The 12998-nt window shown below is 55.9% G+C and carries 14 protein-coding genes; 12 read left to right on the top strand and 2 right to left on the bottom strand.

Annotation, left to right across the window (positions count from 1 at the left end; all coding sequences use genetic code 11):
• Nucleotide 1: 1 nt before the first annotated feature.
• Both galU and PS2015_RS02555 read right to left on the bottom strand, forming a co-directional pair.
• Nucleotides 2-829, bottom strand: coding sequence for a UTP--glucose-1-phosphate uridylyltransferase GalU (gene galU / locus PS2015_RS02560; RefSeq protein WP_058020694.1), 828 nt, complete (start codon nucleotides 827-829; stop codon nucleotides 2-4).
• A gap of 40 nt (nucleotides 830-869) precedes the next feature.
• Complete coding sequence (locus PS2015_RS02555; protein WP_058020693.1) at nucleotides 870-2363, bottom strand: mannose-1-phosphate guanylyltransferase/mannose-6-phosphate isomerase; 1494 nt, start codon at nucleotides 2361-2363, stop codon at nucleotides 870-872.
• Nucleotides 2364-2504: 141 nt separating this feature from the next.
• Between PS2015_RS02555 and fabA the strand changes: the two genes are divergently transcribed.
• From fabA to purD, 12 genes are all read left to right on the top strand, one after another.
• Entirely contained in the window at nucleotides 2505-3032 is a 528-nt protein-coding gene (gene fabA, locus PS2015_RS02550; RefSeq protein WP_058020692.1) for a bifunctional 3-hydroxydecanoyl-ACP dehydratase/trans-2-decenoyl-ACP isomerase, read from the top strand.
• A 23-nt stretch (nucleotides 3033-3055) separates the two neighbouring features.
• Entirely contained in the window at nucleotides 3056-4273 is a 1218-nt protein-coding gene (gene fabB / locus PS2015_RS02545; RefSeq protein ID WP_058020691.1) for a beta-ketoacyl-ACP synthase I, read from the top strand.
• The gene (locus PS2015_RS02540) at nucleotides 4239-4751 is read left to right on the top strand and encodes a protein-disulfide reductase DsbD domain-containing protein (protein ID WP_082627922.1); all 513 of its coding nucleotides are present in this window, start codon (nucleotides 4239-4241) and stop codon (nucleotides 4749-4751) included. The genes fabB and PS2015_RS02540 overlap by 35 nt, the downstream gene beginning before the upstream one ends.
• A 116-nt stretch (nucleotides 4752-4867) precedes the next feature.
• The gene (gene aroQ, locus PS2015_RS02535; protein ID WP_058020689.1) at nucleotides 4868-5314 is read left to right on the top strand and encodes a type II 3-dehydroquinate dehydratase; all 447 of its coding nucleotides are present in this window, start codon (nucleotides 4868-4870) and stop codon (nucleotides 5312-5314) included.
• A gap of 57 nt (nucleotides 5315-5371) precedes the next feature.
• Nucleotides 5372-5839 (top strand): acetyl-CoA carboxylase biotin carboxyl carrier protein, encoded by a 468-nt coding sequence (gene accB, locus PS2015_RS02530; protein ID WP_058020688.1) that lies wholly within the window; start codon nucleotides 5372-5374, stop codon nucleotides 5837-5839.
• A gap of 12 nt (nucleotides 5840-5851) precedes the next feature.
• A complete protein-coding gene (gene accC / locus PS2015_RS02525) occupies nucleotides 5852-7201 on the top strand; it encodes an acetyl-CoA carboxylase biotin carboxylase subunit (protein ID WP_058020687.1) in 1350 nt (449 codons plus the stop codon).
• A 36-nt stretch (nucleotides 7202-7237) separates the two neighbouring features.
• A complete protein-coding gene (gene prmA, locus PS2015_RS02520) occupies nucleotides 7238-8125 on the top strand; it encodes a 50S ribosomal protein L11 methyltransferase (protein ID WP_058020686.1) in 888 nt (295 codons plus the stop codon).
• Between the two features lie 7 nt (nucleotides 8126-8132).
• Complete coding sequence (locus tag PS2015_RS02515; RefSeq protein ID WP_058020685.1) at nucleotides 8133-8717, top strand: DUF3426 domain-containing protein; 585 nt, start codon at nucleotides 8133-8135, stop codon at nucleotides 8715-8717.
• Nucleotides 8714-9787, top strand: coding sequence for a tRNA dihydrouridine synthase DusB (gene dusB / locus PS2015_RS02510; RefSeq protein ID WP_082627921.1), 1074 nt, complete (start codon nucleotides 8714-8716; stop codon nucleotides 9785-9787). The genes PS2015_RS02515 and dusB overlap by 4 nt, the downstream gene beginning before the upstream one ends.
• On the top strand, nucleotides 9784-10047 hold the full coding sequence (locus PS2015_RS02505) for a helix-turn-helix domain-containing protein (protein WP_058020684.1): 264 nt from the start codon (nucleotides 9784-9786) through the stop codon (nucleotides 10045-10047). Before dusB ends, PS2015_RS02505 begins: the two co-directional genes overlap by 4 nt.
• Nucleotides 10048-10097: 50 nt before the next feature.
• Nucleotides 10098-11669: a bifunctional phosphoribosylaminoimidazolecarboxamide formyltransferase/IMP cyclohydrolase gene (gene purH / locus PS2015_RS02500; RefSeq protein ID WP_058020683.1), complete on the top strand. Its 1572-nt coding sequence runs from the start codon at nucleotides 10098-10100 to the stop codon at nucleotides 11667-11669.
• Nucleotides 11670-11683: 14 nt separating this feature from the next.
• Nucleotides 11684-12976, top strand: coding sequence for a phosphoribosylamine--glycine ligase (gene purD / locus PS2015_RS02495; RefSeq protein ID WP_058020682.1), 1293 nt, complete (start codon nucleotides 11684-11686; stop codon nucleotides 12974-12976).
• The last annotated feature ends 22 nt before the right edge of the window (nucleotides 12977-12998 follow it).

Genomic DNA, 12998 nt, shown 5'->3' with positions numbered 1-12998 from the left:
ATTACCCGGCCTTGTAGTAATTCTCATAGCAATGATTAGTGGCTTGCACAAAACCTTCCACGCTGCCGCAATCGAAGCGGCGCCCCTTAAATCGATAACCCAGCACGCGGCCTTCGGCAGCCTGTGTCATCAAGGCGTCAGTAATCTGCAACTCACCGTTGCGACCCGGCGGCGTGCTGCGCAGAATGTCAAAGATATCCGGCGTCAGAATGTAACGACCAATAATCGCCAGGTTGGAAGGCGCATCGGCAGGATCCGGTTTCTCAACCATCTGATTGATGCGGAATACACCCTCAGACTCTTCTTCACCACCAATCACACCATACTTAAAGGTTTCTTCGCGCGGCACCTCTTCTATGGCCACAATACTGCACTTGTGCTGCTCGTAGAGCCTGACCATCTGCAACAGCACCGGGTCAGGTTCGGCCACACAATAGTCGTCAGCCAGGATGACGGCAAACGGCTCATCACCCACCAGCGTCTCGCCGGTCAGAATCGCATGTCCCAGACCTTTCATTTCAATCTGCCGGGTGTATGAGAAGGTGCAGACGTCGATAATGTGCCGGATATCCGCCAGAGCCTTTTCCTTGGATGTTCCGGCAATCTGGTGTTCCAGCTCATAACTGATATCAAAATGGTCCTCGATGGCACGTTTACCGCGACCGGTCACAATGGCCATGCCGGTGATACCAGCCGCCAGCGCCTCTTCAACGCCGTATTGGATTAATGGTTTATTAACCAGTGTCAGCATCTCCTTGGGCATGGCCTTGGTGGCCGGCAGAAATCGCGTGCCGTAACCGGCAGCAGGAAAAAGGCATTTTTTGATCATCAGTTACGTGCTCCTTGTTGTCTTTAGCGAAGACAGCCGCTCAGCTGCGTCCATATACATCATCAAACCGGACGATGTCATCTTCACCCAGATAGCTGCCGGTCTGTACTTCAATTAATTCGACCCACTCGTCCCGGTTATTTTGTAAGCGGTGACGGCTGCCCAGCGGTATGAATGTCGACTCATTGGACCTGAGATCGAATACCCGGTCATCACAGGTTACCGTTGCCACCCCGCTGAGCACCACCCAGTGCTCTGCCCTGTGATGGTGCATTTGCAAAGACAGCGCGGCACCGGGCCGGACGCGTATACGCTTGACCTGAAAACCCTCACCTGTCGCCAGGCTTTCATAGGAGCCCCAGGGACGGAAGACCAGGGTATGCGTGCTGGCTTCGGACCGTTGTTGAGACTCCAGCCACTGCACCACTTTCTTGACGGCCTGGGTATTATCCTTATTGGTCACCAGCACCGCGTCGGCGGTTTCAACGATGACTGCATTATCGATGCCAATTGCTGCCACCAGACGCGAACCGGCGTGAACATAGCTGTCACGAACCTCGTCCAGATAAACATCGCCGCAGACCATATTGTTTTGTGAATCCTTGCCCTGACCGGCCTGCCACAAAGCCGACCACGCGCCCAGATCGCTCCATCCTGCCGCCATTGGCACAACGGCCGCCTGCCGGGTGTGTTCCATAACAGCATAGTCAATTGAGTCTGAAGGTGACTGACTGAACGCTTCCGCATTAACCCGCACAAAGTCACCGTCATGTGCCACGGTGCTGCAGGCCTGCCGGCAAGCCTCGTCAATCTGCGGCGCATAGGTGGCCAGTTCACGCAGCCAGACATCAGCCCGCATCATGAACATGCCGCTATTCCAAAGATAATCACCAGAAGCAAGGTATTGTTCGGCTGTCTGCTGATCCGGCTTCTCAACAAACCGCGCGACCTGCAGCGCATTCCCCTCAACCAGCGCTGCCCCGGCCTGAATATAGCCGTATCCCGTTTCGGCATAGGTCGGCTCGATTCCAAAGGTCACCAGTCGACCTTGTTGAGCCTGCTGCGAAGCGATGGCGACACAGCGCTGAAACTCTGCCGTGTCTGCGATGACATGATCGGCCGGCAAAACCAGCAATACCGGAGTGCCCGTCTCAGCTGTCGATATCTCTGGGGTTTCCCTTGACCGCTCTGCTTGCAATTGCTGCATCTGCATTGCCACCAGTGCCGCCAATGTCAGCGCCGGCGCCGTGTTGCGCCCTGCAGGCTCCAACAGCAATGTCGTCTCTGGGCTGACCTGCCCGCTCAGGGATAACTGACGAATCTGTTCTGCTGCCAAAAACCGATGTTCTTCGTTGCAGATGACGATGGCGGGTGCCAACTCGGGTACCCCCTGAAGACGGGCAAATGTGCTCTGGAACAGGGTTTTACCCTCGTCAAGGCTGGCAATATCGACAAATTGTTTGGGTGTCAGATGTCGGGACAGGGGCCACAGGCGTGTGCCGCTGCCACCCGCCAATATTACGGGGATAATCATGTTGCTTCCTTTACAGTTTTGCGCGGCAAGTCTATCCCAATTGGCGGCGTTTCGTCAGGACAGGGCAAAATATTATCGATTATTTTGCCCTGTCGCGATAATATTGCACGCTTTGCAGCAGACAGGTAACCCTCGCGGCTTATGAATACAGGATTTACGCCCAAAAACGCCTATGAAAAAGACGAGCTGATTGAATGCGGATATGGGCGCATGTTCGGCCCCGGCAACGCGCGCCTGCCCGTCGGCAATATGCTGATGTTGGATCGCATCACCAATATCAACGATCACGGTGGTGAGTACGGAAAAGGTCAAATCATTGCTGAGCTCGACATCCATCCTGATCTGTGGTTTTTTGCTTGCCACTTCCCCGAAGATCCGGTGATGCCGGGCTGCCTCGGGCTGGACGCCATGTGGCAACTGGTGGGCTTTTATCTTGGCTGGCGAGGCAATCTGGGCAAAGGTCGCGCCCTGGGCGCCGGCGAAGTCAAGTTCAGTGGCGAAATTCTGCCCACCGCCAAAAAAGTCACTTATGAGATTTCCCTCAGCCGCATCATCGAGCGTAAACTGGTGATGGGCATTGCAGATGGCACCGTAGCGGTTGACGGCAAAGTCATCTACACCACCAAAAACCTGAAGGTCGGCCTGTTCACGCCTGACGCCAAATTCTGAAACAGAGCTACACAGAGGTACCTATGAGACGCGTTGTTGTCACTGGCATTGGTATTGTTTCCTGCATCGGTAACGACATTCCGACCGTGCTCGAATCATTAAAGGAAGGCCGCAGCGGCATTACCTTCAACCCGGTTTACGAAGAAATGGGGCTGCGGGCGCATATTTCCGGCCGGGTGGATATTAACTTCGAAGAACACATCGACCGCAAAGTGCTGCGATTTATGGGCGATGCGGCCGCGTATGGCTATATCGCCATGGACCAGGCCATCAAAGATGCCGGCCTGAGCGACGATGAAGTCTCCAACGAGCGCACCGGCATTATCATGGGCGCCGGCGGCTCCTCATCGGCCGATCAGGTGGAGGCTGCCGATATTCTGCGCACCAAGGGCTTGCGCAAAATCGGCCCCTATCGCGTGCCTCGCACCATGGGCAGCACAGTATCTGCCTGCCTGGCAACACCGTTCAAAATCAAGGGCGTGAATTACTCCATTTCCTCTGCCTGCGCTACCAGCGCACACTGCATCGGCAACGCGGTTGAACTGATCCAGATGGGCAAGCAAGACATGGTTTTTGCGGGGGGCGGCGAATCAGAACACTGGACGTTGACCAACCTGTTTGACGCCATGGGTGCATTGACCACCACACATAACCATGAACCGACCAAGGCATCACGACCATTTGATGTCAGCCGCGACGGCTTTGTCATCGCGGGCGGTGGCGCGGTTCTGGTCATCGAAGCTCTGGATCACGCCCTGGCCCGCGGTGCTAAAATTTACGCCGAAATTACTGGCTATGGCGCAACTTCTGACGGTTACGACATGGTTGCTCCCTCCGGCGAAGGCGCAGTGCGCTGTATGAAAATGGCTATGGCCACTGCCAACAAACCAGTCGACTATCTGAACACTCACGGCACCAGCACACCGGTGGGCGATGTCACGGAGCTGGGCGGCATCAAGCAGGTATTTACTGATTACTCGCCCATTATTAACTCCACCAAGTCACTGACAGGCCACTCATTGGGTGCAACGGGCGCACAAGAAGCGATTTACAGTTTATTGATGATGCAGCACAACTTTGTCAGCGCCTCAGCCAATATTGAGGAACTTGTGCCGGAAGCCGAAGGTCTGAACATTGCGACTAAACGCATCGACGATGTCACGCTGAACTGCGTCATGTCCAACAGCTTCGGATTCGGTGGTACCAATGCGACTCTCATTTTTGAGCGCTATCAGGCTTAATAGCGGCATGAACCGGGCGCATGCGAGGCGTGCGCCGCTGATCCTGATCGCCGCACTGCTGTGTGCGGCAGTCTCGAGCACCTTACTGCATGCCCAGAGCAGCGTATTTGGTGACACTACTCCGCGCTTTCTGGATGTTGACCAGGCCTTCAGCTTCTATACCAGCCTGGACAGCCAGAACCAGGTCTCAGTGCACTGGACCATCGCTCCCGAATACTATCTGTATGCAGACAAATTCAGCATGCGGGCCATCACGGCAGATGGCAACAGCACCGAACTGCCCCTGCAATTGCCAGAGGGCGTCGAGCACTTCGACGAATTTTTTGGCGAAGTCACGGTTTATTACCATCAATTACGCATTATCCTGCCTGTCAGTGATATAGAAACCCCCTTCACGCTGGAAATCGACTTCCAGGGCTGTGCGGAAGCCGGCCTGTGCTACCCCCCCACTACCCGACAGACGGAAATTTTTCGTTAAGCCGAAAAGATCATAGAAAAGCCATAATTGAGTAGTGAAAATCCAGCGAAAATCTGCGAAAATCTCGATCCTCTGACAAATTTCGCTGGCACAAGCGCTACGGCTGGACTCCGACTATGGCAACAATCCTGGTATTACACGGCCCCAACCTGAACCTGCTGGGAAACCGTGAGCCCGAAGTCTACGGTCATGAAACTCTGGATGACATCAATGCCAGGCTCAGCAGCACCTGCCTGGCTGCAGGCCACCACCTGCTGCACCTGCAAAGCAACGCCGAGTATGAACTGATTGAGCGCATCCACGATGCGCGCCGTGAAGGCATCAACATGATCATTTTCAATCCAGCCGCCTTTACACACACCAGCATCGCGTTGCGAGATGCATTACTGGGCACCAGCATTCCTTTTATCGAAGTACATCTGTCAAACGTCCACAAACGTGAACCCTTCCGGCATAAGTCCTATTTTTCGGATATCGCCCTGGGCACAATTACCGGACTGGGCTCACTAAGTTACGATCTGGCACTGCAGGCCGCGCTGACCAGGCTGACGGATACACATTGAATTCAAACCGATAACAGACACAGATAATAACCAACTACCGGCAAAAGAGATAAGATCATGGATATCAGAAAAGTAAAAAAACTCATCGAACTGCTCGAGTCCTCAGATGTAGCAGAGATCGAAATCAAGGAGGGTGAGGAAGCCGTTCGCATCAGCCGGGCCAGCACTGCTGTCCCGGCACCCGTGCAGTACCAGACAATGCCCGCCCCTGCACCTGCCGCCGCAGCCCCGGCTCCAGCTCCAGCGCCTGCTGCAACGGAGAGCAGTAAAGAGGCCAGCCCGAAAGTTCGCGGCAATGTGGTCAAATCACCCATGGTTGGCACCTTCTACCGTTCACCATCGCCCTCTTCACCACCCTTTGTGGAAGTTGGTAAACAGGTCAAGGCCGGTGATGTAATCTGCATCATCGAAGCCATGAAAATGATGAACCAGATTGAAGCCGATCACGCCGGCGTTATTGAAGCCATTCTGGTACAGGACGGCGAACCCGTTGAATTCGATCAGGCACTGGTCACCATCGTATAAGGGTCTAACAAGATGCTTGATAAAGTTCTCATAGCCAATCGCGGGGAGATCGCACTGCGCATCCTGCGCGCCTGCAAGGAGCTGGGCATTAAGACGGTGGCCGTGCACTCCAGCGCCGACCGCGACCTGATGCACGTGCGACTGGCTGACGAATCAGTTTGCATTGGCCCGGCCAGCGCCGCGCAGAGTTACCTGAATGTACCGGCCATTATTGCCGCCACAGAAGTGACAGACGCCGTCGCCATCCACCCCGGTTATGGTTTCCTGTCTGAAAACGCCGATTTTGCCGAGCAGGTGGAACGCAGCGGATTCACATTTATCGGACCGCGCGCCGAAACCATCCGCCTGATGGGCGACAAAGTGTCAGCCATCGAAGCCATGAAAAAAGCTGGCGTCCCCACTGTTCCCGGCTCCGACGGCCCACTGGATGATGATAACGAACGCACGCTGAGCATTGCCCGGCGTATCGGCTACCCTGTCATCATCAAGGCAGCCGCCGGCGGTGGTGGTCGCGGCATGCGCGTTGTGCACAGCGAAGCATCCCTGCTGAAAGGCATTTACGTCACCAAGTCCGAAGCCAAAGCCGCCTTCGGAAATGACACTGTTTACCTGGAAAAATTTCTGGAAAACCCGCGCCACGTTGAAATTCAGGTGTTGGGTGACGGCCAGGGCAATGCGCTTTACCTGGGTGACCGTGACTGCTCCATGCAACGTCGCCACCAGAAAGTCATTGAAGAGGCTCCTGCGCCAGGCATACCCGACGACGTGCGCCAGCAGGTAGCCGAAACCTGTATCAAAGCCTGCCAGTTGATGAAATATCGCGGCGCCGGCACCCTGGAATTCCTGTATCAGGACGAGCAGTTTTATTTCATTGAGATGAACACGCGTGTGCAGGTGGAGCACCCGGTCACCGAAATGGTCACCGGCGTCGACATCGTTAAAGAGCAGCTAAAAATTGCCAGCGGCATGCCTCTGTCCATTCGCCAGGAAGACGTCAAAATCAGCGGCCACTCGCTGGAGTGCCGGATCAATGCCGAGGATCCCAGTTCATTTATGCCCTGCCCCGGCAAGATCAATCTGTACCATGCACCTGGCGGTCACGGCATACGGGTCGACTCGCACATTTACAGCGGCTACACCGTCCCGCCTTATTATGACTCGCTGATTGGCAAGCTCATCAGTTTTGGCGCCAGCCGGGAAGAAGCCCTGGTGAGAATGCAGAACGCGCTGGATGAAATCCTGATTGATGGCATTCGTACCAATATCGCCTTGCACAAGGACATATTGCGCGACCCTAACTTCCGTAAAGGTGGCGTCAACATTCATTATCTGGAGCACATGCTGAGTGACGCTGCCAAATAAAGGCACGCACACCACGCATGTAATGAGGCCAAGATAATGCCCTGGCAGCAGATAAAAGCCAGAATCACTGACACAGAAGCCCCGCAGATGGAACAACTGTTCCAGTCTCTGGGCGCTGTGTCAGTGTCATTTCTGGACGCCGAAGATGAACCCGTTTTCCAATTAGACCCTGACAGCACACCGCTATGGCAACAGACCCTGCTGAGCGTACTGTTTGAGGCCGATGCTGATCTGGAAGATATTCTCACGACCGTCAAATCAGCCAGCCGTCTTGAAGACCGTGACCTTATTGTTGAGCAAATCGACGATCAGGACTGGGAACGGGCCTGGATGGATGAGTTCAAACCCATACGATTTGGCAGGCGACTGTGGGTCTGCCCCACCTGGTGCCAACCGCAGGATCCCGGGGCCGTCAACATCTTGCTGGATCCAGGTCTGGCCTTCGGTTCCGGCACACATCCGACCACTGCAATGTGCCTGGAATGGCTGGACGGCCTGGACCTGACGGATAAAACTGTCATTGATTACGGCTGCGGCTCCGGCATTCTGGCGATTGCCGCCGTGCTGCTGGGCGCCCGCCAGGTCATTGCCATTGATAATGATCCACAGGCGCTGATTGCCACGGCCAATAATCGCGACGCCAATGGTATTGCCGCCGGCCAGCTGACAGTTCATTTACCGGGGGAACAGCACGCACCGGCCGACATCATGGTCGCCAATATCCTTTCCGGCCCTCTGGTTGAGCTGACCCCGATATTGACCGGCCTGACCAGAACCGGCGGCCAGCTTGCACTGTCGGGCGTGTTGTCAGAACAGACCAATGGCCTGATCGAAGCTTACCGGCAAGGCTTCGATCTGCAGGAGCCCATTGTGCGTGACGAGTGGGTTTGCGTGACCGGTGTGCGCCGGGCGCCAGGAGGCTGACAGACTTATGTGGACACTGATCGAAGCAAAAACACCAGCCGACGAGCTGCCTCACCTTGATGAGCCGCTGCAATTATCAGCCGATGAAAAACCCATCAGAAGCGGGTGGCGGACAACCGGCCTGCTTATTCTGATTCTCGTGTTAGTGACCTCATTGTTCGGCCAGCTATCTTATTTTTATCAACAGCAAATATTAGCTCAGGCCACTTCCCGGGCGATCATGAGTTATGCCTGCGAACTAGTCGGCTGCGCGCTGCCGCCCTTGTCTGACCCCTCCCGGATTCAGGTAACCGAGCTTAAGCTGAATGATCACCCGGACTATCGAAACATCACTGTCCTGACGCTTTCCATGCAAAACCGGGCTGACTTTGCACAGCCGCTGCCCGACATGATTCTGCAGTTCACCAGCCCGCAAGGCGACCCCATCGCTGGCCGACAATTCAGCGCCAGACATTACGTCGCCGACCGAACACCTGACAACCTCATCCTGGGTGCAGGGGAGTTGATATCTGCCGAACTGGCCTTCGCCAGTCCCGGCGACGATGCCATAAACTACCAACTATCACTGATTGAACCGGCAGAATTGCCATGACACTGGCCGCTCTTGCTGACAACGCCCTGCACCGGCCCGCTGAAACGGCGTACAAACGCATTCAGACGGCGGGTTTCCAGCTGGGAAAACATACGCTGCAGTGTCCCATCATGCTGGCACCCATGGTGGGTGTCAGCGATCTGCCATTCCGGGAGATCTGCCTGCAGCAGGGCGCCACTCTCACCATCGCAGAAATGGTCCCGGCAGACTCCAGCGTCTGGAGCAGCGAAAAAAATCGCCTGCGCCTGAAACGCTCTGACAACTGCGGCCCTGAGATCGTGCAGATCGCCGGTTATGATCCACAAATGATGGCCGATGCCGCACGCAAAAATGCCGACATGGGCGCTGAGGTCATCGACATCAACATGGGCTGTCCGGCCAAGAAAGTACTCAAACGCGCATCCGGCTCAGCACTGATGCAGGATCCCGATCTGGTTGAACGCATCCTGTGCGCCGTGGTGGCCGCCGTGGACATCCCGGTGACCCTGAAAACCCGCACCGGCTGGAGCCGTAAAGAACGCAACGGCCCGCTGATTGCGCGCATTGCCGAAGACAGCGGTATTGCCATGCTGAGCATACACGGACGCACCCGAGAGTGCCGCTTTATGGGCGATGCAGAGTACGACACCATTGCCGCTATCAAGCAATCCGTCAGCATTCCGGTGATTGCCAACGGAGATATCAACAGCCCTGAAAAGGCGGCCTATGTGCTGCGTCACACCGGTGCTGATGGCCTGATGATTGGCCGTGCCGCGCAGGGCCAGCCCTGGATATTCAGACAGATTCATCGCTACCTGAACAACGGGGAACTGGAACATAACCCGCCAGCCATCGATATCAGCACGTTGATGCTGGATCACATTCACGCGCTGCTGGCATTTTACGGCGACTTCAAAGGCGCACTCTTTGCCCGCAAGCACATAGATTGGTACAGTAAGGCACTGCCCGGCGGCGCTGAACTCAAAGCGCATTTCATGACCACCCGGGATGCCGTGGAGCAGCGTGACATCCTGTCGGCTTATCATGAAAAATTACGCAACAATTTAATACAGTCAGACGGACCTCTATGAAAAAAGACGAGCTTGCCGAACCCTTCAGTCTGCGCCAGGCCGTCGAGCGTTCCATGGCGGTTTATCTGGGCGATATTGAAGAAGACGACGAAGGCCTGGTCACCAATCTTTATGAGCTGGTGCTCAGCGAAATTGAGCCACCGCTAATCCAGGCCGTTCTGGACCACAATGGCGGCAACCAGAGCCGCACCTCTACCATGCTGGGGCTCAATCGTGGTACTCTACGCAAAAAGATACGCCAGTATGGATTGCGGGTCTGATCCCGCCAATCCAGCATTTCCCACCCGTTTCAAACCTAGAAATTGAGCCTATGTCTACTGAGAATACAGCCGTTATCCGTCGTGCATTAATCAGCGTGTCGGACAAAACCGGTATTGCTGATTTTGCCCGTTCACTTCATCAGGCCGGTGTCGAAATTCTGTCCACCGGCGGCACTTACCGCCTGCTGACAGAGAACAATATTCCCGCCATCGAAATTTCCGATTACACCGGTTTTCCGGAAATGATGGACGGCCGCGTCAAGACATTGCACCCCCGCGTGCATGGCGGCATTCTGGCGCGTCGCGATATTGATGGCAAAGTCATGCAGGAGCACGACATACCTGCCATTGATCTGGTCGTGGTCAACCTGTATCCGTTTGAGGCGACAGTCGCGCGCCCGGATTGCGACCTGCCCATGGCCATTGAGAACATCGACATCGGCGGTCCGACCATGCTGCGCGCAGCGGCCAAAAATCACAATTGGGTGGCTGTGGTGGTTAATCCGTCAGACTACAGCACCGTGATCGAAGAGATGAAAATAAATGCCGGCGGGCTGACAGACAGCACACGCTTCGATCTGGCGGTAAAAACCTTTGAACACACCGCCGCCTACGATGCCGCCATTGCCAACTATCTGGGCAAGCGCGTCACCGGCGGCGAATTCCCGCGCACCTTCAGCAGTCAGTTCGTGCAGAAGCAGGTACTGCGTTACGGCGAAAACCCGCATCAGAATGCGGCGTTTTACGTAGAAAAGGCACCACAGGAAGCCAGTGTCAGCACTGCCGAGCAACTGCAGGGCAAAGAGCTGTCCTACAACAATATCGCCGATACCGATGCGGCACTGGAGTGCGTAAAAAGTTTTGACGACCCAGCCTGCGTGATTGTAAAACACGCCAACCCCTGCGGGGTGGCGGTTGCCGCAGACATAACTGAGGCCTACCAGCTGGCCTTCCGCACCGACCCGACTTCGGCCTTCGGCGGCATCATCGCCTTCAACCGTCCGCTGGATGCGGCAACGGCCAAAGCCATCATTGATCAGCAGTTCAGCGAAGTAATCATCGCACCATCAGTGCACAACGATGCTCTGGATATACTGTCCGCCAAACCCAATGTACGCGTGCTGGCCTGCGGTGAATGGCCGGCCGACCCAGTACCGGCCTGGGACTACAAACGCGTCAATGGCGGCCTGCTGGTGCAGGATCGCGATATCCACAAGATCAGCCGCAGCGACCTGACCGTGGTCAGTAAGCGCCAGCCCAGGGAACAGGAACTGAGTGATCTGATGTTTGCCTGGACGGTAGCACAGTTTGTGAAATCCAATGCCATCGTTTATTGCAAGAACCAGCAGACGATTGGTGTAGGCGCAGGCCAGATGAGCCGCGTTTACAGCGCCAAAATTGCCGGCATCAAAGCCGCCGATGAAGATCTGGTGGTAGAAGGTTCAGTCATGGCATCCGATGCCTTCTTCCCCTTCCGCGATGGTATTGATGCAGCCGCCAAGGCCGGCATCACCGCCGTGATCCAGCCCGGCGGTTCAATGCGCGACGAGGAAGTCATTGCTGCTGCTGACGAAGCAGGTATGGCCATGGTCTTTACCGGCATCCGCCACTTCCGACACTAAGGCAGGGAATCAGCATGAACGTATTGGTATTGGGAAGCGGCGGCCGCGAGCACGCACTGGCGTGGAAACTGGCACAATCTGAGCAGGTTAACACGGTATTTGTTGCGCCCGGCAATGCCGGCACCGCTACTGAAACCGGTGTGCAGAATGTCGACATCGACCCGCTGGATTTCCCGGCACTGGTTGAATTCGCCCGCAACAATCAGGTGGAATTGACCGTAGTGGGCCCGGAAGCGCCGCTGGTCGCCGGTGTGGTGGATTACTTCAGCGAGCAGGGACTGCGCTGTTTTGGGCCTCGCAAAGGGGCTGCACAACTGGAAGGCTCCAAGGCGTTTACCAAGGATTTTCTGGCACGACACAACATTCCTACCGCCTCCTATCAGAACTTTACTGATGCGGATCAGGCCATCGCCTACGTTAAACAACAGGGCACACCCATTGTTATCAAGGCTGACGGTCTGGCCGCCGGCAAAGGCGTCATCATTGCTCAGACGCAGGACGAGGCTGAGGCCACGATCCGCGACATGCTCTCTGGCAACCGCTTCGGCGATGCCGGCAGCCGCGTCGTCATCGAGACTTTCCTGCAGGGCGAAGAAGCCAGCTTTATTGTCATGGTCGATGGCAAAAACATTCTGCCTATGGCGACCTCGCAGGATCACAAGGCCCGCGATGATGGCGACAAAGGCCCCAACACCGGCGGCATGGGTGCCTACTCACCTGCACCGGTGGTGACTCAGGATGTGCACGATCGCATCATGCGCGAAGTGATTGAGCCTACTGTCAAAGGCATGGCCGCCGAAGGCAACCCCTACACCGGCTTCCTGTACGCCGGCCTGATGATTGCGCCCGACGGTGCGGTCAACGTGATCGAATTCAACTGCCGCTTTGGCGATCCGGAAGCCCAACCGGTCATGATGCGCCTGCAGTCTGACCTCACCGCGCTTTGCCAGGCCGCCATCGACGGCGAACTGGACCAATGCTCGGTCAACTGGGATTCTCGTGCCAGTATCGGAGTGGTACTGGCCAGTGGTGGTTATCCTGATGCTTATGCCAAAAATGTCCCGATCAGCGGACTGGATAAGGCAGTAGAAACTGACAGTGCCAAGATTTTCCATGCCGGTACAACGCTGAAAGACGGTCAGGTGGTAACCAGTGGCGGGCGCGTGCTATGTGCTGTGGCGCTGGGCGATACGGTAACTCAGGCACAAAAAGCCGCCTACGCACTGGCAGAAAAAATTCAGTGGGATAAAATCTACTACCGCCGCGACATTGGCCACCGGGCCATTGCCCGCGAGCAGGCAGAATAAACCGCCCACGCAACGAGCAGGA

It is taken from the genome of Pseudohongiella spirulinae, from assembly GCF_001444425.1.
In the GTDB taxonomy this organism is placed as follows: Bacteria; Pseudomonadota; Gammaproteobacteria; order Pseudomonadales; family Pseudohongiellaceae; genus Pseudohongiella; species Pseudohongiella spirulinae.
Note: the sequence above shows the minus strand (reverse complement) of the source record. Positions and strands in the feature narration are given on the sequence as shown.